The organism is Streptomyces sp. NPDC057617 (assembly GCF_042800555.1).
Lineage (GTDB): Bacteria > Actinomycetota > Actinomycetes > Streptomycetales > Streptomycetaceae > Streptomyces.
The window spans coordinates 444,538-463,815 of record NZ_JBHVGV010000005.1; the positions used below are offsets into that span (position 1 = coordinate 444,538).

General features: G+C 71.4%; 18 protein-coding genes and 1 pseudogene. 11 read left to right on the forward strand and 8 right to left on the reverse strand.

Annotated features, from left to right (window positions below):
- Together ACFU9P_RS15870 and ffh are read left to right on the forward strand one after the other, a co-directional pair.
- Window positions 1–2,437, forward strand: a 2,437-nt coding sequence (locus tag ACFU9P_RS15870; protein ID WP_384080802.1) for a [protein-PII] uridylyltransferase, incomplete at its 5' end; no start/stop codon positions are given.
- Window positions 2,438–2,665: 228 nt separating this feature from the next.
- The gene (ffh, locus tag ACFU9P_RS15875; protein WP_376371343.1) at window positions 2,666–4,222 is read left to right on the forward strand and encodes a signal recognition particle protein; all 1,557 of its coding nucleotides are present in this window, start codon (window positions 2,666–2,668) and stop codon (window positions 4,220–4,222) included.
- Between the two features lie 141 nt (window positions 4,223–4,363).
- Here ffh and ACFU9P_RS15880 read toward each other — a convergent pair whose 3' ends face one another.
- The 8 genes from ACFU9P_RS15880 to yhfZ form a co-directional block, all read right to left on the reverse strand.
- The gene (locus ACFU9P_RS15880) at window positions 4,364–5,656 is read right to left on the reverse strand and encodes a phosphopentomutase (RefSeq protein WP_384080806.1); all 1,293 of its coding nucleotides are present in this window, start codon (window positions 5,654–5,656) and stop codon (window positions 4,364–4,366) included.
- A gap of 12 nt (window positions 5,657–5,668) precedes the next feature.
- Entirely contained in the window at window positions 5,669–6,832 is a 1,164-nt protein-coding gene (locus ACFU9P_RS15885) for an alanine racemase (RefSeq protein WP_384080809.1), read from the reverse strand.
- 2 nt (window positions 6,833–6,834) lie between these two features.
- The gene (locus ACFU9P_RS15890) at window positions 6,835–8,019 is read right to left on the reverse strand and encodes an aminotransferase class V-fold PLP-dependent enzyme (RefSeq protein WP_384080812.1); all 1,185 of its coding nucleotides are present in this window, start codon (window positions 8,017–8,019) and stop codon (window positions 6,835–6,837) included.
- Window position 8,020: 1 nt separating this feature from the next.
- On the reverse strand, window positions 8,021–9,004 hold the full coding sequence (locus ACFU9P_RS15895; protein WP_384080815.1) for a phosphotriesterase: 984 nt from the start codon (window positions 9,002–9,004) through the stop codon (window positions 8,021–8,023).
- Between the two features lie 69 nt (window positions 9,005–9,073).
- Window positions 9,074–10,489, reverse strand: coding sequence for a YhfT family protein (locus ACFU9P_RS15900; RefSeq protein ID WP_384080818.1), 1,416 nt, complete (start codon window positions 10,487–10,489; stop codon window positions 9,074–9,076).
- Window positions 10,490–10,518: 29 nt separating this feature from the next.
- On the reverse strand, window positions 10,519–10,875 hold the full coding sequence (locus tag ACFU9P_RS15905) for a DUF2620 domain-containing protein (RefSeq protein ID WP_384080821.1): 357 nt from the start codon (window positions 10,873–10,875) through the stop codon (window positions 10,519–10,521).
- Between the two features lie 136 nt (window positions 10,876–11,011).
- The gene (locus ACFU9P_RS15910; protein WP_384080824.1) at window positions 11,012–11,389 is read right to left on the reverse strand and encodes a transcriptional antiterminator; all 378 of its coding nucleotides are present in this window, start codon (window positions 11,387–11,389) and stop codon (window positions 11,012–11,014) included.
- 111 nt (window positions 11,390–11,500) lie between these two features.
- A complete protein-coding gene (yhfZ, locus tag ACFU9P_RS15915; RefSeq protein ID WP_384080827.1) occupies window positions 11,501–12,439 on the reverse strand; it encodes a GntR family transcriptional regulator YhfZ in 939 nt (312 codons plus the stop codon).
- Between the two features lie 485 nt (window positions 12,440–12,924).
- On the opposite strand from yhfZ, the gene ACFU9P_RS15920 reads away from it, so the two are divergent.
- The 9 genes and pseudogenes from ACFU9P_RS15920 (at window position 12,925) to lepB (ACFU9P_RS15960) (ending at window position 19,267) form a co-directional block, all read left to right on the forward strand.
- Window positions 12,925–13,518, forward strand: a complete 594-nt coding sequence (locus ACFU9P_RS15920; RefSeq protein ID WP_376371318.1) for a hypothetical protein — start codon at window positions 12,925–12,927, stop codon at window positions 13,516–13,518.
- Between the two features lie 198 nt (window positions 13,519–13,716).
- Window positions 13,717–14,163 (forward strand): 30S ribosomal protein S16, encoded by a 447-nt coding sequence (rpsP, locus tag ACFU9P_RS15925; protein WP_217306416.1) that lies wholly within the window; start codon window positions 13,717–13,719, stop codon window positions 14,161–14,163.
- Window positions 14,164–14,165: 2 nt separating this feature from the next.
- On the forward strand, window positions 14,166–14,405 hold the full coding sequence (locus ACFU9P_RS15930) for an RNA-binding protein (RefSeq protein WP_030753580.1): 240 nt from the start codon (window positions 14,166–14,168) through the stop codon (window positions 14,403–14,405).
- Window positions 14,406–14,516: 111 nt separating this feature from the next.
- Window positions 14,517–15,092 carry a ribosome maturation factor RimM gene (gene rimM / locus ACFU9P_RS15935; protein WP_384080832.1) on the forward strand — a complete coding sequence of 192 codons (576 nt, stop codon included), beginning with the start codon at window positions 14,517–14,519 and terminating at the stop codon, window positions 15,090–15,092.
- The gene (trmD, locus tag ACFU9P_RS15940) at window positions 15,089–15,910 is read left to right on the forward strand and encodes a tRNA (guanosine(37)-N1)-methyltransferase TrmD (RefSeq protein ID WP_384080835.1); all 822 of its coding nucleotides are present in this window, start codon (window positions 15,089–15,091) and stop codon (window positions 15,908–15,910) included. The genes rimM and trmD overlap by 4 nt, the downstream gene beginning before the upstream one ends.
- 131 nt (window positions 15,911–16,041) lie before the next feature.
- Window positions 16,042–16,392, forward strand: coding sequence for a 50S ribosomal protein L19 (rplS, locus tag ACFU9P_RS15945; protein WP_046499649.1), 351 nt, complete (start codon window positions 16,042–16,044; stop codon window positions 16,390–16,392).
- Between the two features lie 84 nt (window positions 16,393–16,476).
- Window positions 16,477–17,292 (forward strand): signal peptidase I, encoded by an 816-nt coding sequence (lepB, locus tag ACFU9P_RS15950; protein ID WP_384080839.1) that lies wholly within the window; start codon window positions 16,477–16,479, stop codon window positions 17,290–17,292.
- Window positions 17,285–18,369 (forward strand): annotated as a pseudogene (lepB, locus tag ACFU9P_RS15955) (signal peptidase I); the annotation flags it as partial. The gene lepB (ACFU9P_RS15950) and the pseudogene lepB (ACFU9P_RS15955), both read left to right, overlap by 8 nt.
- Window positions 18,284–19,267, forward strand: coding sequence for a signal peptidase I (lepB, locus tag ACFU9P_RS15960; protein WP_384081035.1), 984 nt, complete (start codon window positions 18,284–18,286; stop codon window positions 19,265–19,267). The pseudogene lepB (ACFU9P_RS15955) and the gene lepB (ACFU9P_RS15960), both read left to right, overlap by 86 nt.
- Window positions 19,268–19,278 lie beyond the last annotated feature (11 nt).

Below are 19,278 nucleotides of genomic sequence, written 5' to 3' on the forward strand. Positions count from 1 at the left end.
AAGGGAGAGGGTAGGGAGGGGGAGAGGGGAACGGGGGGGGGGCGGGTGTCGGGTCTCGTCTTTTCCAGGGGGAAGCCCCGGCCTGGGTCCCCCGCGCCGGGCCGCCCTGGCCCGGCTCACCGACGACTGGCTGAACGCGCTGTTCAGCACCGCCGCCCAGGAGGCCGGGGTGCGCGGCGCCGCCCTCGTCGCGGTCGGCGGATACGGACGCGGCGAGCTGTCCCCGCGCAGCGACCTCGATCTGCTCCTCCTGCACGACGGCAAGGCGGGCCCCGGCGCCATCGCCGCCCTCGCCGACCGGATCTGGTACCCGGTCTGGGATCTCGGGCTCGCCCTCGACCACTCCGTACGCACCCCCGCCGAGGTACGGAAGACCGCGGCCGAGGACCTCAAGGTGCAGCTCGGGCTTCTCGACGCCCGCCATGTCGCCGGCGATCTCGGCCTGATCACCGGGGTACGGACCGCGGTCCTCGCCGACTGGCGCAACACCGCCCCCAAGCGCCTGCCCGCCCTGGACGAGCTGTGCCGGGAGCGCGCCGAGCGCCAGGGCGAACTGCAGTATCTGCTGGAGCCCGACCTCAAGGAGGCCAGGGGCGGACTGCGTGACGCCACCGCCCTGCGCGCCGTCGCCGCGTCCTGGCTCGCGGACGCGCCCCGCGAAGGGCTCGCCGACGCGCGCCGCGCGCTCCTCGACGTACGGGACGCCCTCCACCTCACCACCGGCCGCGCCACCGACCGGCTCGCCCTCCAGGAACAGGACCCGGTAGCCAAGGAACTCGGCCTGCTCGACGCCGATGTCCTGCTGCGCCAGGTGTACGAAGCCGCGCGCACCGTCTCGTACGCCTCGGACGTCACCTGGCGCGAGGTCAACCGGGTGCTGCGCTCCCGGTCCGTACGCCCACGGCTGCGCGCCATGCTCGGCAGCAGGCCCGCCCCGGAGCGCACCCCGCTCGCCGACGGCGTCGTCGAGATGGACGGCGAGGCCGTTCTCGCCCGTACGGCACGCCCGGAGCGCGACCCCGTACTGCCCCTGCGCGCCGCTGCCGCCGCCGCCCAGGCGGGACTGCCGGTCTCGCTGCACGCCGTACGGCATCTCGCCGCCGCCACGAAACCGCTGCCGGTGCCCTGGCCCGCCGAGGCCCGCGAGGAACTCGTCACCCTGCTCGGCGCCGGCGAGTCCACCGTCCCGGTGTGGGAGGCCCTTGAAGCCGAAGGCCTGATCACCCAGCTCCTGCCCGACTGGGAGCGGGTCCGCTGCCGCCCCCAGCGCAACGCCGTGCACACCTGGACCGTCGACCGCCATCTCGTCGAGACCGCCGTTCAGGCCTCCTCGCTCACCCGCCGGGTGAGCCGCCCCGACCTGCTGCTCGTCTGCGCCCTGCTGCACGACATCGGCAAGGGCTGGCCCGGCGACCACTCCGTGGCCGGCGAGGTCATCGCCCGCGACGTGGCCGCCCGGATCGGCTTCGACCACGAGGACATGGGCGTCATCGCCACGGTCGTGCGCCACCATCTGCTGCTCATCGACACCGCGACCCGGCGCGATCTGGACGACCCCGCGACCGTCGCCTCGGTCGCCGCCCGCATCGGCTCGGTCACCACCCTGGAACTGCTGCACGCCCTCACCGAGGCCGACGCCCTCGCGACCGGGCCCGCCGCCTGGTCGTCCTGGCGTGCCTCGCTGGTCAGCGATCTCGCCGCGCGGGTCGCCGCCGTCCTCGCGGGCGACGCCCCCGCCGAGCCCGAACCCGCCGCGCCCAGCGCCGAACAGGAGCGGCTCGCCGTGGAGGCGCTGCGTACGGGCGGCCCGGTCCTCGCGCTGCATGCCCAGCCCGAGGCCCCGCTGGAGGATGCCGCGCCGGAACCGGTCGGCGTCGAACTGCTCATCGCCACGCCCGACCGGCCCGGCGTTCTGCCCGCGGCCGCCGGGGTGCTCGCGCTGCACCGGCTCACCGTACGGGCGGCCGATCTGCGCGCCGTCGAACTGCCCACGGAGCTGGGCGGCACCACCGATGTGCTGCTGCTGAGCTGGCGGGTCGCCGCCGAGTACGGCTCGCTCCCGCAGGCCACCCGGCTCCGCGCCGATCTCGTACGGGCCCTGGACGGCTCGCTCGACATCCCCGCCAGGCTCGCCGAGCGCGAGGCCGCCTACCCGAGGCGCCGGGGTGTGCAGGCGCCGCCGCCCCGGGTGACGGTCGCGCCGACCGCCTCGCAGCTCGCCACGGTCATCGAGGTCCGCGCCCAGGACGCGCCGGGGCTGCTGCACAGGATCGGCCGCGCCCTGGAGGAAGCAGCGGTACGGGTGCGCAGCGCGCATGTCTCGACGCTCGGCGCGAACGCGGTGGACACCGTCTATGTCACCCGCGCCGACGGCTCCCCGCTCCCCGAGCCGGACGCGACGGCCCTGGCACAGGCGCTGGAGACCGCCCTGCGCTGACGCCCGGCCGACCACGCCCTGACACGGGCGGGCACGGGCGGGCACACGCGCGGGGGCACCGGCCGTACGGTGGAGCGGAGCCACCCGTACGGCCGTGCCTCCCGCGGGGCAGACCCCACCGCACCCGGCCGGATACCCTGGGGGACGGTCTGTCCTTCATCGCGCTGTTCGTTCACCGCGCGGGGACGGCCCCCTCACCCGCTCCCGACCTGAGGATCCGCGACCACCGTGTTCGACACTCTCTCCGACCGCCTCTCAGCGACGTTCAAGAACCTCCGCGGCAAGGGGCGACTGTCCGAGGCGGACATCGACGCCACCGCGCGCGAGATCCGTATCGCCCTCCTCGAAGCGGATGTCGCGCTGCCCGTCGTCCGCGCGTTCACCGCGAACCTCAAGGAGCGGGCCCGCGGCCAGGAGGTCTCCCGGGCACTCAATCCCAGCCAGCAGATCCTCAAGATCGTCAATGAGGAACTGATCGGCATCCTCGGCGGTGAGACCCGGGTCCTGCGCTTCGCCAAGCAGCCGCCGACCGTGATCATGCTCGCCGGCCTCCAGGGCGCGGGCAAGACCACCCTCGCCGGAAAGCTGGGCCTCTGGCTCAAGGGCCAGGGCCATACGCCGCTGCTCGTCGCCGCCGACCTCCAGCGCCCCAACGCCGTCAACCAGCTCTCCGTCGTCGCCGACCGCGCGGGTGTCGCCGTGTACGCGCCGGAGCCGGGCAATGGCGTCGGTGACCCGGTCACGGTCGCCAGGGACTCGATCGAGTACGCGAAGACCAAGCTGCACGATGTGGTGATCGTCGACACCGCGGGCCGCCTCGGTATCGACCAGGAGCTGATGAAGCAGGCCGTGGACATCCGCGACGCCGTCAGCCCCGATGAGGTGCTTTTCGTCGTCGACGCGATGATCGGCCAGGACGCGGTCAACACCGCAGAGGCCTTCCGCGACGGTGTCGGCTTCGACGGTGTCGTCCTCTCCAAGCTGGACGGCGACGCCCGCGGCGGCGCGGCCCTCTCGATCGCGCATGTCACCGGCAAGCAGATCATGTTCGCGTCCAACGGCGAGAAGCTGGAGGACTTTGACGCCTTCCACCCGGACCGTATGGCGTCCCGCATCCTCGACATGGGTGACCTGCTCACCCTGATCGAGCAGGCGGAGAAGACCTTCAGCCAGGCCGAGGCCGAGAAGATGGCCTCCAAGCTGGCGAGCAGCAAGGGCGGCAAGGACTTCACGCTCGACGACTTCCTGGCGCAGATGGAACAGGTCAGGAAGATGGGCAGCATCAGCAAGCTGCTCGGGATGCTGCCCGGCATGGGGCAGATCAAGGACCAGATCAACAACATCGACGAGCGGGACGTGGACCGTACCGCCGCGATCATCAAGTCCATGACCCCCGGCGAGCGCAACGACCCGGTCATCATCAACGGCTCGCGCCGGGCCCGTATCGCACGGGGTTCCGGGGTCGAGGTCAGCGCGGTCAAGAACCTGGTGGAGCGGTTTTTCGAGGCCCGCAAGATGATGTCGCGGATGGCGCAGGGCGGCGGGATGCCGGGGATGCCCGGAGTGCCGGGGATGGGTGGCGGTCCCGGCCGTGCGAAGAAGAAGCAGAAGCCGGCCAAGGGCAAGCAGCGGTCCGGGAACCCGATGAAGCGGAAGGCCGAGGAGCAGGCGGCAGCGGCGCGGCGCGAGGAGGCGGCGCAGTCGGGCGGGGCGTTCGGGCTGCCGGCCGGGGACCAGGGCAAGGACTTCGAACTGCCGGACGAGTTCAAGAAGTTCATGGGCTGACCGGATCCGCGGTCGGCCGGGCTTGCGGGCGCTAGGGTCCTGCGGGCCGGTCGGCTCAGCGGGTGGTGGGGTTCGCGGCGTCGCGGGCTTTCGGGTCCCGCCAGGCTCAGCGGCCCGTGCGGCCTGTGGGTCCCGCGAGGCTCAGCGGCTCGTGCGGCCTGTGGGGTGCGGGCAGTCTGCGGAGTGTGGTGCCGGGCCGTACGGTACGAGGTCGCCCGGAGCGGTCCGTACGGTTCCGTTCGCCAGGGCGGACGCGTCCAGGCCCAGTGCCCAGGCCGCCGTCGCCCCGACATCCGCCAGGCTCGGTGCGTCCGGCAGCAGGTCCACCCCCGCCGCGCCCGGCCGGTGTGTGAGCACCGGGACGTACTCGCGGGTGTGGTGGGCGTGCCCGATCGTCGGGTCATTGCCATGGTCGCCCGTGACGATCAGCCGGTCGCCCGCGCCGTCCAGCAGCCCGGTCAGCGCGGCCAGCCCCGCGTCTGTCAGCTCCAGGATCCGGCCGTACCGCTCGGCGTCCTGCTGATGGCCCGCCAGATCCGTCTCCTGCACATTGGCGACGACGAGCCCGTCGCCCGGGGCGCGTACCGCCTCCAGCGTGTGCGCCAGCACCTCCGCCGTCGTGACGGCCGGCCGCCGTACCGCCGCCTCGCAGACCAGGATGTCCGCCGCCTTGCCGACGAGGGTGACCGGAATGCCCGCGCGGGCCGCCAGGTCCGGGAGCTGCCGGGTGTGGTCGAGGGGCGCGCCCAGGTGCCGTACCTCCAGCCCGCCGTTGCGGTAGAAGCCGCTGGCCGGGGTGTCGAGGCCGACGGTACCGCCGTCGCCGTCCCGTACGAATGCGTCCAGCGGCCCGTCCGCGTGGCCGCCGACGGCGATCACCCGGGCGACCGGCGCGACCGTCCGTACCGTACGGGCGACGGCGAGGATACGGGCGAAGGGCAGGTCGTCCAGGCTGCCCGAGGCGTTCCAGTTGATGCCGGGATCGGCCTCCAGGTTGTCATGGACCAGTACGGAGCCGTCGACGACCAGCAGCGTCCTGCCGTCCGGCCGTGCCACCCGGTGGCCCGCCGCCGTGAGCGCGGAGGCGACCTCGGGGAGATGCTCACCGAGCCGCGCCACCGTCACCCGGCTGAAGTCCGCGCCCATCATGGTCTGGTGCCCGGCGAAGGTGTCGGCGCCCGGATAGCCGAGGGCGGCCCGGCCCGCCGCCACCGGGAGCGCCGTACGCCGGGCCAGATCCGGGTGCGGATGGACAAGACCGAGCCCCAGCGCCCCGAGCGCGGGCAGCCGCAGCGGACGGTCGAGTGCTGACCGGCAGTGGTCGAGGACATGCCCGCAGGTGTCGGCCGCGCGATCGCCCGGCCGCAGGACCCCCGCGTCCGGCATGGCGCCGATCCCGAATCCGTCGATGACGAGGACCACGGTCTTGCTCATGGCGGAGGCTCCTTACAGCGCCCGGCCCCGGCTGTCGTACAGACCCGTGAGCCGGGGCTTCCCGGCGGAGAGCCCGGAGACGACGGCGACGGTCGAGCGGGTGACGAAGATCTGGGTACGGAAGGCGAGCAGGGCGGTGTCCCCGGTCAGGACCGCGCCGGGGGCGGGGGGCGGTGCCAGCAGCCGGTAGTAGTCGATGTTCTCGGCGGGCGCGTCCTGTACGCGCAGCCGCAGTCCGGTACGTGGCAACAGGGCGTCCCGGACACCGGCGCGCGGGTAGAAACCGCCTCCGTGGAGGGCGGGCCGGCCGTCGGCGAGGGTGTGGGCGACCTCGGTGACGTACACATACGCGGTCCGCTCCGGCTGGTCCGGACCGGCCGCGTGCAGCGGGGTCGTACCGGTCAGCGAGTGGCCCGGCTCGCCATGGGTGGCGCCCAGCGAGGCCAGCAGGGGCAGGGTCGCCACGGCGGTGGCGCTGGGCGCGCTGAGCTTCAGCCCCTCATGGCCGCGCGCGGCGAGCGACTCCCGTGCCTTGAGGGCGAGTTCGAAGGTGGCGGTCGGGGCGGGGCGGCCGGTCTCCGGATCGCAGAGCACACAGGGAAAGGCGGTGACGCCCGCGATCCTGATGCCGGGCAGCCGCTCGGCGGCGCGCGCGAAACCGTCCAGCGCGTCGAGCGGTACGCCGCCCTCCTGGCCGGGGTAGACCGTACCGGCCGCGCCTTCGAGCCGTACGAACACGTCCTGGACGAAGCCGAGTTCACGGGCGGTGTCCGAGACGGCCCGCGCGTTGGCGAGATCGAAGACGGTCACGGCTTCGGGGCGCCAGGCCAGCAGCTCGGGCAGGGCGCGGCGCGGGATCTGTGCGAGATGGCCCAGATTGCCCGGCCGTGCGCCGGAGGCCCGCAGGATCCGTGCCTCGGTGGCGTCGATCGCGGCGGAGTACGGGATGTGGCGGGCGATCGCCCGGATCAGGGCCGGGTTGCGGCCGAGCTGTTTGACGACGAACCAGAGGGAGAGGCCGAGCCGTTCGGCCTCGGCGGCCAGCAGCGCGGCGTTGGCCTCGATGGCGTCGGCGTCCATGACATAGGTGTCGGGCGGGATGGCGCCGGATTGGTGCAGCGCGGTGGCGGTGTCGACGAGTCCGGGGTTGCGGGCGAGGAGGGTGTCGAGGAACACGGTCAGCTCTCCGGCTCGTCCGGCATGGCTTTGCCGTGTTGAGGACTGCGCTGTGACAGCTCGTGCAGCGAACGGCGCAGGATCCCGATCACCAGGTCGGCGCCCGCCCGCATCGGGTTGATCCGTACCGTCCAGTCCGCGAGCCCGGGCGCGTCCTCCAGCGTCGACGCCGACATCCGGTAGACGAGCGGGGCGATCTCGTAGCGGGAGTTGGCGCCCACCGGGTAGGGCGCGGCGCCGTGCCGGGCGGCGACGGCGGGCAGTTCACGCGCCACGGGCCGGTCGAGCCGTACCAGCAGACAGCGGTCCTGGGTGTTGGCGATCCGTACCTCCGCGACCCCCGGCACCTCACCGGCGGCCAGCCGCCGCGCGATCTCGTCGCCCACCCGCGACTGGAGCGCCCACATGACCGGGACATGGGTGAGGGCGCGCAGCGCGTCGAGCGCCTGATGGCCCTGGACCTGCCCGCCGCCCGAGTAGTTGTCGGCCCGGACGCGCGCGATCAGATCGCGGGCGCCGACGACCGCGCCGACTCCCTCGGGGCCGTGCAGCTTGAAGAGGGAGAAGCAGGAGGCGTCCGCGCCCAGCTCCACCCCGGAGGCGGGCACGCGCATCACCGCGTAGTTGTCGTCGACGACGGTACGGACCCCGGCGGCGCGGCAGGCCGCGAGCACCTCGCCCGGATCGTAGGAGTCGCCGAGCCGCTGTCGGCTGTGCTGGACGTACGCCCAGCCGAACGCGCCGGATTCCAGCGCCTCGCGCAGCGCCGTACGGTCGTTGAAGTCGGCCTCCGTGGTGCGCGCGGCCAGTCCGCGCAGGGTGGTGGCGGTCGACCTGTAGACGGGCGCGCGGTGGATCAGCAGCGGGTCGCCGGGGGAGAGCGCCGCCTGGAGCGCGGCCCGGATCGCGCCCGTGCCCGCGCCCTGGACCAGCGCGGCGTCCTCGGCACCGAAGTGGTCGGCGAGCACGGCCTCGACCCGCGCGGTGGTACGGGGCCGGCCGAGGTCCGGTACGACTCCGGCGTCGGCCTCGAAGAGCTGCGGGCCCTCGAAGTGCGCGGCGACACACTCCAGCAGCCGGAACTGCGTCCGTACCGCGTCCTCCAGCGGGACTGTCGGCAGCGGAAAGGTCGGAGGAAGGGCCGGGGGACGGTCCGACGGGAAGGCAGGGGGAAGCCGGACGGTCATCTCAGATCTCCTCCGGGTCCGTGCCGGTCAGGAAGCGCACCGGATTGCGGCGTGTCATCAGATCGGTCAGGGCGTCGTCCACGCCCGCGGCCCGCGCCTTGGGCAGGAAGGAGCGGAAGAGATGCCCGTACCCCTGGCCGCCCTCCGACTCCAGATAGGCATGGCGCGAGATGTCGCCGCTGAGCAGGATCCGGTCCGCGTAACCGGCCTCCAGCAGGGACAGCAGCAGCCGCAGCCGGGTGTCGTCGCTCTGGTAGCTCTCCTTGCCGACGGTGTCGAAGGCGACGTACGCGCCGCTCGCGGCCAGTTTGCGGTGGACGGCGGGCGCGTCGAGGAGGTCCTGATGGCCGAGGGAGATCCGGTGCGGAGGCAGGCCCGTAGAAGTCAGCAGCTCCAACTGGGCGAGCGCGCCACGGCCGAGCTGGGCATGGGTGGCGACGGAGAGACCGGTGGCGTGGGCTGCGTGGGCGGCGGCGAGGAGCGTACGGGTCTCGGCTCCGCCCGGGCGGTCGCCGTGGCTGCCGATCTCGCCGAGGACGCCCGGCCGGATGCCGGAGTCGCCGAAGCCGTTGTCGATCTCGTCGATCAGGGTGTCCGTGAGCTGCTCGACACCGGCGCCGTCGATCTCGTCGGGGTGGAACAGCTCGTAGTACCAGCCGGTGGCCGCGACGACCGCGACGCCGGACTCCTGGGCGATACGGGACAGCGCGTACGGATCGCGGCCCATGCCCCGGCAGGTCAGCTCGACGACCAGACCGAGCCCGAACTCGGCGCGCAGGGCGGCCAGTTCGGCGGTGACGGCGGGCCCGTGGTGAGTGGGGTCGAGTACGGCGGCGCCGTCGCCCGCGCGGTCGAGATCGAGGACGAGATGCTCATGGGCGAGCGCCGGGCCGCATACGGCGGTGACGGGCAGCGGCCCGGCGACGGTGCGCAGATACGGGCCGGTGCGGTGGTCCGGAGGGTGTGCCCCGGGGTGGTGCTGCATGGTGCGGGTGCCTTCCTTGCCGGCCCGTGGTGTCGGCCCTTGAGGCGTGATGCCGGCCTGTGAGAGGGGTCAGCCCTTGAGGGGGGTGAACAGATCCAGCCAGTGGAGGAGGTTGAGGAGGACGCCCCCGGCCAGGACCGCCGCGGGCGCCGCCGCCATCCGTACCACCGGCCTGCCCATCGCCTCGTTGAGGAGATAGAGCCCGCCGACGATGAGGATCGCGAGACCGCCGCCCATCACATTGGCCGCGAGCAGGGAGCCGAAGAGGATCGCGAGCCCCAGCGTCTCCGTGATCGCCGCGCGCAGATACTCCGAGGAGTCGCGCACACTCGGCAGCTTGCCGAGAACCCGTCCGATGGAGGACAGCGTCAGCACTTCGAGGGCGAAGACCACCGCCCCGATCACGGCTGCGAGGAGCGGGTTCGGCAGCAGATAACCGATCGGGTAGACGAGCGTGAAACCGGCGATGCCGTACGCGCCGGAGGCGAGCGCGGTCGTCGCGATCAGCGGCACAAAACCGAACACCCGGTAGAAGTCGACCTGGGCCGCCTCGCTGTACTGCCCCTTGGCGATCAGAAAGCTGGTGGCCTCGCCGCCGCCGAATATGTGCATCTGCGCCAGGACGCACACCCCTGCGCCAAGGGCCATGAACAGCGGCAGATGGCGGCGCAGCCGCAGGGCGCTGGAGCTGAAGAGCGAGGCCATGGGATCGGCGGCGGCCTCGTTTCCGGGAGGCTGTCCCGTACCGGAGGTCTGTTCCCGGGCCTTCTGCTCGCCGGCCGTGTGTACCCGGGCCGCTTGATCCTCGGCTGCCCGCGCGGCGGCCTGGTCGGCTTTGCGCTGGACCAGGTCTTTCCGTACGGCGAAGCCGATGAGCAGCAGCACACCCGCGGCCATGGCGAGCGAACCGGCGAAGACCGTGGGCCAGAGCTTCATGGTCATGATCACGAGCGCCAGCTCCAGCACGGCCGCCAGACCGCCCCGCAGCCGTCCGAACTGCCGGGTGATCGCGAGCACCGGGAAGAGCGTGAAGAGGAAGAGGATCGGCGTCGACATCTGCTGCATCGCGGTCAGGAAGTCGACCGGCAGATCGTGTGCCACGTCGTTGGCGCCGCTCAGACCGAAGACGACCAGCGCGCCCCAGGCCCCGCCGAGCAGCGGCGAGAGCCACTTCCGGGGCGCCAGGATGCCGAGTATGTCGGTGGGCAGGAAGAGCAGCCAGGGGTTGAGGACCCCGCTGGACAGGGCCATCGGGGCGCCGAGGCCGAAGATGAAGCCCGCCGAGAGCCCGAAGGACACCGCCGTGGTGGCGGAGCGCTGGGACCGGCCCTGGATGAAGTCGAGCATGAACGGGCGTACGCCGTCGTTGAACACGGCCAGGGCCATGTGCGAGACGAAGGCCGTCAGCGCGCACAGGACGATGACGAACAGTTTCTGGGTCAGCGAGAAGTCCAGACCGGTGCTCGCTGCGAGAGCGGTGCTCACGGGTGATGTCCCCTCCGTCTCCTGCGTCGTCAGCCGCGCGCGGCGATCGCGCGGGCCATGACCGGGGCGATCACGTCGATCTGGTCGATGGCGAAGCCGAAGACCTTCTTGCCGTCCGCCAGCAGCGCGGCGACCTCGTCCTCGGTGGGCACGGACCGGCCGAAGGTGTGGCAGAGGGGCTGTCCCAGCAGGCCGACGAGGATGCCGAGGGAGGCGCCGGCGCCCGTGTGGCACGTGCCGAGGTAGTAGTCGGCACCGCCGGAGCGGAGCTTCGTCGCGGCGTCCATGTCGTTGGAGACCGTGATCTCCAGGCCGTCGAGCCGGAGCGAACCGACGGTGTCCGCGACCTCGGTCTTGCCGACGCCGCCGGTGAGGATCTTTGGCATGGGGGAGTCCTTCTTCCTGAGCTTCCTTGGGGTTCCTTGTGCGTCCTGGGGGCTTACGGGGCTTTGTCCGCAGTGCTTGAGGGGCGGTGCTTCAGGCGCGTCGCGTCAGGTGGTGGCCGTCGTCAGGCGGCGGTCGTCAGGGGGTCGGGCGGCGGTCGAGGAGTACGGCGAGATGCAGGCCGAGGAAGTTGATCTCGGAGTCGGGGAGCGTGGCACCCAGCGCGCGCCGGGCCCGTACGGAGACGGCGCGCGCCCGTGCGACGGCCTCGGGATGCCCGGCGAGTTCGGCCGCGACCTGCTCGTCGGTCGGGAACTGTTCGAGCGGCGCCCCGTCCAGCAGACGGTTGAGCGCCATCATCAGATGGCTGGTCAGCAGGGCCGCGGTGTCCTCGGTGACGGTATGGCCCTCGGCGGCCAGGGCGTCCAGCTCGTCCGTGACGAACGCGGCGACCTCGGGTCTGACCTGGCCGCTCTCGTGGAACAGCCTGATGCGCAGGGCGAGCCGGTCGTCCATGTTGCCTCCCTTCTCCTCGGCTCCTCGGCCGCTCTCCGGCGATCGGACAGTAACCAGGATTCTGTATTTTTCGCCTGTGCCACTCGGCCGTGGCTCAGGTGCTTCCGGGGCTCAGTACGAGGGGGCGCGCACACCGTTCAGTACCTCGGTCTGGAGCGTGGTGACGACGGACAGGTCGAGGGAGTCCCGTACGGCCTCCAGTGCCTTGGCGCCCTCGGTTCTGCCGATGATCGCGGCGCGGGAGTTGCGCAGCGCCAGATCACGGGTGACCTCGTCACCGAGCGGCAGCACAGCCACCCCCGGACCGAGCCGGCCCTGCGCCTCGTCCAGATTCCAGACGGTCGCGTCGGCCAGATCGTGCTCGAACAGTTCGCGGAGCTGCATGTACGAGGCCTCCACCCAGGTGATGTCGTCGCGCCCGGCGAACGCCCGCTCGGCGAGCATGCGCTGGTCCTCCGAGGCATGGTCGACGGCGACCCGCAGCCCAGGGGTGTCGAGCGCGGAGCCGTGCCGCAGCAGCAGCCCGTGCGCCCCGACGTAGGTGGCGGGCCCCAGATCCGCCACCAGCTCGACCGGATGCTCCTCGATCAGCCGGTCGGCGGCGAAGCGCGAGAGCACCACCAGATCGACCTTGCCGTCGAGCAGAGCGGTGGTACGGGCACCCGCGCCCCGCATGAACGTGATCGCGAAGGGCGCCCCCGCCTCCTCGAACGCGGCGCGCAGCCCCGTGGCCAGCCCCTCGTACCGGCGGGAGTACGGCAACGGCATCGCGGCCAGCAGCGTGCCGAGCCCGGAGAGCCGCCACAGGGTCGAGCGGTCGGAGCGGACGAGGAAGGTGCCGAGATGGCCCCGGGCGGTCGTCTCGATGGCGTCGGCGCTCTCCAGAAGCCGGAGCGCGGCCTGCACCGTCCCGTTCCCGACCCCCAGCTCCGCCGCGAAGTCACGGACCCGGGGCAGCCGGGTGTCCGGTTCGTGGTTCAGCAGCAGCACGGCGAGCTGCCGCGCCGCCAGGCCATTACGGGTCAGAAAACGCTCATCCAGGCCGGTCACGGAAGAGACAGTAAACAGGATTCTGGATACTGACAAGGGTCCCCGGCGTGATCCCTGGATCCCCGGCGTGATGCCCGGCCTGATCCCCGGAAGCGGAGCCCGGGGGCCGAAAACGATCGGTGGCCCGGGCGTCCGGGCGGGGCGGTTTCGGAAACAGAAAGCGCTCCCGGTACTGTCGCCGTCGTGGCCCGCGCCCCGTCACCGCAGGGCGCCGCCCCGGCCCGGCGCACCCGCCCGCCCGCGTACCCCGCCCGGCGAACGGCGGTGACGGCGAGGACAGCGAGAAGACCGGCCAGACGTAGATCGTCTACGCGTCCCTGCGTACGCGGCGCTACGTACCACCTTGGGGCGAGCTGTGAGGCTTCTCCGCAGTTCGACGCACCCGCCCTCGTCAGGACGCATCAATGGCAACTGACGGGTACGTGCAAATTATTTGGGATGCCCCGTAATGGAACCCGGGAGGGCTCCGGCTCGTTGTTCACGACGTGAGCACGACACCACCTGTTCTCGCCGCAGAGCTGGCACAGGCGTGGGCCGATATTCAGCGGTCCCACCCCGAGCTGCCGGATCTCGCCGCGCCAGAGTCCCTGATCGGAGAGTCCTCGTCCGCCTGCGGCGCCGAGCTCTCCTTCGAACGACTGCTTCATGAAGCGGTCCATGGCATCGCCGCAGCCAGAGGTGTCCGCGACACCTCGCGAGCGGGCCGTTATCACAACCGCCGATTCCTTGCGATCGCCGAGGAGATGGGCCTCGACCACCCCGAGGAGCCGCATCCCAGCAGCGGTTTCTCCCTGGTCGCGCTCAGCCCCGAGGCCAAGCGCCGATATCGCCCCACCATCGAGCGGCTCCAGCGCGCCCTCAAGGCGCACACGGTCGCGACGGCCGCCGACACCAAGCGCAGCTTCCGCGGTCCGGCCGCCCGGCACGGCTCGTCCGGTGGCGGGGTCCGCGTCAAAGCGGTCTGCGACTGCGGCAGGAACGTACGGGTCGTCCCCTCGGTCCTCGCCCAGGCGCCGATCGTCTGCGGCGGCTGCGGGAAGCCGTTCCGTATCCCGGAAGTCGTCGGCGCCGCTAGCTGAACACCCGGGCACCGGAGCAGGACACCCGCGACGTCCTGCCGTGGTGCGCGCGTGTGGCAGAATGGCGAGCTGTACTCGACAGTCGCACAGGACCCCTCTCTCCTCCGGCTGACGCGTCCATCGGGCGGATCGGGTACCGCAACCCCACGCGGCATCCCGTTGTGCCCAACCACGTCAAGACCAGGAGACACCACTCCAGTGGCAGTCAAGATCAAGCTGAAGCGTCTGGGCAAGATCCGTTCGCCTCACTACCGCATCATCGTCGCCGACTCCCGTACCCGCCGCGACGGCCGGGCCATCGAGGAGATCGGTCTGTACCACCCGGTGCAGAACCCCTCGCGCATCGAGGTCGACTCGGACCGTGCGCGGTACTGGCTGTCCGTCGGCGCCCAGCCGACCGAGCCGGTCCTCGCGATCCTCAAGCTCACCGGCGACTGGCAGGCGCACAAGGGCCTGCCGGCCCCCGCGCCGCTGCTCCAGCCGGAGCCGAAGGCCGACAAGCGCGCCCTCTTCGAGGCTGCCGCGAAGGATGCCGGCGACGAGCCCAAGGGTGAGGCGATCACCCAGAAGGCCAAGAAGTCCGACAAGAAGGCCGACGAAGCCGGGACCGAGTCCTCGGCCGCCGCCGAGTCGACCGAGGCCTGAGCATGCTCGAGGAGGCTCTCGAGCACCTCGTGAAGGGCATCGTCGACAACCCGGACGACGTGCGGGTCGCCTCGCGCAACCTGCGCCGTGGCCGTGTGCTGGAGGTCCGGGTCCACCCCGACGACCTCGGCAAGGTGATCGGCCGCAACGGCCGCACCGCACGCGCTCTGCGGACCGTCGTGGGCGCCATCGGCGGCCGTGGGATCCGTGTCGACCTCGTCGATGTGGACCAGGTTCGCTGACAGAGCTGGAACACCGGCACGGGCCGGGGAGGGCCACACCGCCTTCTCCGGCCTTTGCTGTTTTCGGAGAACCTTTGCTGTTTTCGGATTTCGGAAAAGAAGGTGCGTGCAGTGCAGTTGGTGGTCGGGCGGGTGGGCCGCGCCCATGGGATCAAGGGCGAGGTCACCGTAGAGGTACGTACGGACGAGCCCGAAGTACGGCTCGGACCCGGCGCCGTACTCGCCACGGACCCGGCGGAGGCCGGACCGCTCACGATCGAGTCGGGCCGGGTGCACAGCGGCAGACTCCTGCTGCGCTTCGAGGGCGTACGGGACCGTACGGGCGCCGAGGCGCTGCGCAATGTGCTGCTGATCGCCGAGGTCGATCCCGAGGAACTCCCCGAGGACCCGGACGAGTTCTACGACCACCAGCTCATGGACCTGGACGTGGTGCTGGCCGATGGCACGGAGATCGGAAGGATCACCGAGATCACGCATCTGCCCTCGCAGGACCTGTTCATCGTGGAGCGGCCCGACGGCAGCGAGGTGATGATCCCCTTCGTCGAGGAGATCGTCACGGAGATCGATCTGGAGGAGCAGCGGGCCGTCATCGAGCCGCCGCCCGGCCTGATCGACGACCGCGCGGAAGTCGCCGGCGGACGCGATGCGTCCAGTCGCGACGTGCCCGATGGGGATGGCAGCTCATGAGACTCGATGTCGTCACGATCTTCCCCGAGTACCTGGAGCCGCTGAACGTCTCGCTGGTCGGCAAGGCCCGCGCGCGCGGGCGGCTCGATGTCCATGTGCACGACCTCCGGGAGTGGACGTACGACCGGCACAGCACCGTCGACGACACCCCCTACGGCGGCGGGCCCGGCATGGTCATGAAGACCGGCCCCTGGGGCGACGCCCTCGACGCGATCCTGGCGAGCGGTTACGAGGCGGGGGCGCACGGCCCGGTCCTGGTCGTCCCCACCCCCAGCGGCCGCCCCTTCACCCAGGAAGTGGCCGTCGAGCTGTCCGAGCGGCCCTGGCTGCTCTTCGCACCCGCGCGGTACGAGGGCATCGACCGCCGGGTCATGGACGAGTACGCCACCCGCCTGCCGGTCTTCGAGCTGTCCATCGGCGACTACGTCCTGGCCGGCGGGGAGGCAGCCGTACTGGTCATGACCGAGGCGGTGGCCCGGCTGCTGCCCGGAGTCCTCGGCAACGCGGAGTCGCACCGCGACGACTCCTTCGCCCCCGGCGCGATGGCCGATCTGCTGGAGGGCCCGGTCTACACCAAGCCGCCCGAATGGCGCGGTCGCTCCATCCCGGACGTCCTGCTCAGCGGCCACCACGGCCGTATCGCGCGCTGGCGCAGGGACGAGGCGTTCCGGCGTACGGCACTCAACCGGCCCGATCTGATCGAGCGCTGCGACCCGAAGGCCTTCGACAAGAAGGACCGCGAGATCCTCTCGATCCTGGGCTGGGCACCCGAGCCCGATGGCCGATTTTGGCGCAGGCCCGAGGCCATGGAAGAATAGGCCGCTGCCGTACGTCCGGTGTGCGCCCCTGCCACAGGGGGAACGACGCCCGCCCGACGCGAACGGCACCCCGAACTCTCCCCGAGACATCCGCCGATGACCTGTGGCATCGGCGAGGAAGCAGAACAGTCATGTCCAGCCTGCTCGACACCGTCGACGCCGCGTCGCTCCGCAGCGACCTCCCCGCCTTCCGCCCCGGTGACACGGTCAACGTGCACGTACGGGTCATCGAGGGCAACCGCTCCCGTATCCAGCAGTTCAAGGGCGTGGTCATCCGCCGCCAGGGCTCCGGCGTCCGCGAGACCTTCACGGTCCGCAAGGTCTCCTTCTCCGTCGGTGTCGAGCGCACCTTCCCGGTGCACAGCCCGATCTTCGAGAAGATCGAGCTGGTGAGCCGCGGTGACGTCCGCCGCGCCAAGCTCTACTACCTGCGCGAGCTGCGCGGCAAGGCCGCCAAGATCAAGGAGAAGCGCGACAACTGAGCCGCGCGGGGCGGGCGGGGCGTTCGTCACGTCGCGCCCGGTTCCACCCGGGTCCACAGGGGCGCCGGATAAGCTCTGGCCCCGATGGACACCGAAGCACCGCACACGGAGCGCGACCGCTCTTCCGGAGCCCCACTGGGGACGGGAGAGCGGTCGCGCTCCGTGCGTGCTTCCTGGGGCAGGGCCGGGCTGCTCGGGCTCGGCTGCGCGGTCGCCGTCCTGCTGTTCAGCGCCTTCGTGGTGCAGCCCTTCCTGATCCCCAGTGGCTCGATGGAGCCCACGCTCCAGGTGGGGGACCGGGTGCTGGTCAACAAGTTGGCGTACCGTTTCGATACCGAGCCGGAGCGCGGTGATGTGGTCGTCTTCGACGGCACCGGATCCTTTGTCCAGGAGCCGCCGGAGGAGAACCCCGTCATCGGGCTGCTGCACGGGGCCGCCGCGGCTCTGGGGCTCGCCGAGCCCGCCGAGACCGACTTCGTGAAGCGCGTGGTCGGCGTCGGGGGCGACCGGGTGGTCTGCTGCGACAAGGGGGGCAGGGTCGAGGTGAACGGCCGGGCCGTGGACGAGCGGCGCTATCTGTACCCCGGGGACACGCCCTCCCGGGTCCCCTTCGACATCGTCGTACCACCGGGCACCCTGTGGGTCATGGGCGACCACCGGGCCAACTCGCGCGACTCCAGGGACCATCTCGGCGACCCGGGCGGGGGCATGGTGCCCGTCGGCAAGGTCGTCGGACGGGCGGACTGGATCGGCTGGCCACTGGGCCGCTGGTCCTCGCTGGAGCACTCCGGCGCCTTCCGGGACGTACCGGCCCCGGGCCTCCGGGACGTACCCGCTGGGGACTCCGGCGGAGCTGCGGACTCCAAGGACGTACCCGCCCCGGACGGCGCCCATGGGTAAGCGCGGCCGGCCCGCGGCCCATGGATCGGACACCAGGCTGCCCACCGGCACCCGGCCCACCAGCGGCCGGGCACTTCCGGGCCGTGCGGAGCGGCGCAAGCTCGCCCGCCGGGTCAAGCGGCGCCGCCGCAGGTCCGCGATGGCCGAGATACCGATTCTGATCACCGTGGCGCTGCTGATCGCGCTCGTCCTCAAGACCTTCCTGGTACAGGCCTTTGTGATCCCCTCGGGGTCCATGGAGCAGACGATCAGGATCAGCGACCGCGTCCTGGTGGACAAACTGACCCCGTGGTTCGGCTCCAGGCCCGAGCGCGGCGATGTGGTGGTGTTCAAGGACCCGGGCGGCTGGCTCGACGACGAGCAGCCCCCGCCGGACAACTCACCGGTCGTCGTCAAACAGGTCAAACAGGCGCTGACCTTCATCGGACTGCTGCCCTCGGCCGATGAGCAGGATCTGATCAAGCGAGTCGTCGCGGTCGGCGGCGACACCGTCACCTGCTGCGACAAGGACGGCAAAGTTTCCGTCAACGGTGTGCCATTGACCGAGCCGTATCTGCACCCGCAGAACGCGCCCTCGCAGATCCCGTTCCAGGTCCAGGTGCCGGAGGGGCGGATCTTTGTGATGGGCGACCACCGGTCGAACTCGGCCGACTCGCGCTTCCATCTCAAGGAGGAGTTCCGCGGAACGGTCTCCGAGGACGGGGTGGTGGGCCGGGCCGTCGTCATCGCCTGGCCGTTCGACCACTGGCGTGGCCTGGGGGAGCGGGAGACGTACGCTTCGGTGCCGGACGCGCGTGCCGCGCCGACGACGGCGCGGGGAGTGTCGAATAGTGTGTCTTCCCAGGATCTCAACGGATTGATCCGGCTCCCGAGCCCTGCGGAACTCCCGCTCGTTATGGGAGTGGTGGGCCTGTCCCGTATCGGTGGCAGGCGATCGCGCCGCGTAATCGCGCGGAGCACTCGCACGGAGTGAGGAGTGGATGTGGGGGACGTGGCGGTCGGCGCACGATCCGGACACGATGGTCCCGAAGAGGGACGCGAGCAGCTCGCCGAGTCGCCCGAAGAAGTGACGGAGGACACGACGGAACGTACGGCACCCGCGGCGCACGACGCGCACGGGACCGGGAGTGCGCACGGGACCGGGAGTCCCCCGGGCGACGGGCAGGACGGCGACGGAGCCGGGCCCGAGGACGGCGGATCCACGGCGGCGCGCCCGCAGCGTTCCTTCTGGAAGGAACTGCCCCTGCTGATCGGTATCGCGCTGCTGCTTGCGCTGCTGATCAAGACCTTCCTGGTGCAGGCGTTCTCGATCCCCTCGGACTCGATGCAGGACACCCTCCAGCGGGGCGACCGGGTTCTGGTGGACAAGCTCACCCCGTGGTTCGGCTCCGAGCCGGAGCGCGGCGAGGTCGTGGTCTTCCATGACCCCGGCGGCTGGCTGGAGGGCACTCCCACCCCCAGTCCGAACATCGTGCAGAACTTTCTGAGCTTTATCGGTCTGATGCCGTCCTCCGAGGAGAAGGACCTGATCAAGCGCGTCATCGCGGTCGGCGGTGACACGGTGGAGTGCAAGGAGGGCGGAAAGGTCCAGGTCAATGGACATCCGCTCAACGAGGAGGGGTACATCTACCCCGGCAACACTCCCTGTGACGACAAGCCGTTCGGGCCGATCAAGGTCGAGGAGGGCCGGATCTGGGTCATGGGCGACCACCGGCAGAACTCACTGGACTCGCGCTACCACCAGGAGCTGCCCGGCCGGGGCACGGTCTCCACGGACGAGGTCGTCGGGCGCGCCTTTGTCGTCGCCTGGCCGGTCAACCGCTGGTCCTTCCTTCCGGTGCCCGACACCTTCGACCAGTCCGGGCTGAGCGCCGCGGCTTCCATGGCCGTTCCCGGCGCCCTCGGGGTGGCCGGAGCGCTGCCGGTCGTGCTGTGGCGCAGGCGGAGGCTGACCGGCGGGGGTACCGCCGGGTAGGGTGCGGTCCC

Bases quoted from the DNA above. Each gene is read 5' to 3' on its own strand.
- ACFU9P_RS15880 (WP_384080806.1), bottom strand. From the start codon at position 5,656: ATGAGCAAGACCGTGGTCCTCGTCATCGACGGATTCGGGATCGGCGCC.
- ACFU9P_RS15890 (WP_384080812.1), bottom strand. From the start codon at position 8,019: ATGACCGTCCGGCTTCCCCCTGCCTTCCCGTCGGACCGTCCCCCGGCC.
- ACFU9P_RS15895 (WP_384080815.1), bottom strand. From the start codon at position 9,004: ATGCAGCACCACCCCGGGGCACACCCTCCGGACCACCGCACCGGCCCG.
- ACFU9P_RS15905 (WP_384080821.1), bottom strand. From the start codon at position 10,875: ATGCCAAAGATCCTCACCGGCGGCGTCGGCAAGACCGAGGTCGCGGAC.
- ACFU9P_RS15910 (WP_384080824.1), bottom strand. From the start codon at position 11,389: ATGGACGACCGGCTCGCCCTGCGCATCAGGCTGTTCCACGAGAGCGGC.
- ACFU9P_RS15930 (WP_030753580.1), top strand. From the start codon at position 14,166: ATGCTCGAGGAGGCTCTCGAGCACCTCGTGAAGGGCATCGTCGACAAC.
- trmD (WP_384080835.1), top strand. From the start codon at position 15,089: ATGAGACTCGATGTCGTCACGATCTTCCCCGAGTACCTGGAGCCGCTG.
- rplS (WP_046499649.1), top strand. From the start codon at position 16,042: ATGTCCAGCCTGCTCGACACCGTCGACGCCGCGTCGCTCCGCAGCGAC.
- lepB (WP_384080839.1), top strand. From the start codon at position 16,477: ATGGACACCGAAGCACCGCACACGGAGCGCGACCGCTCTTCCGGAGCC.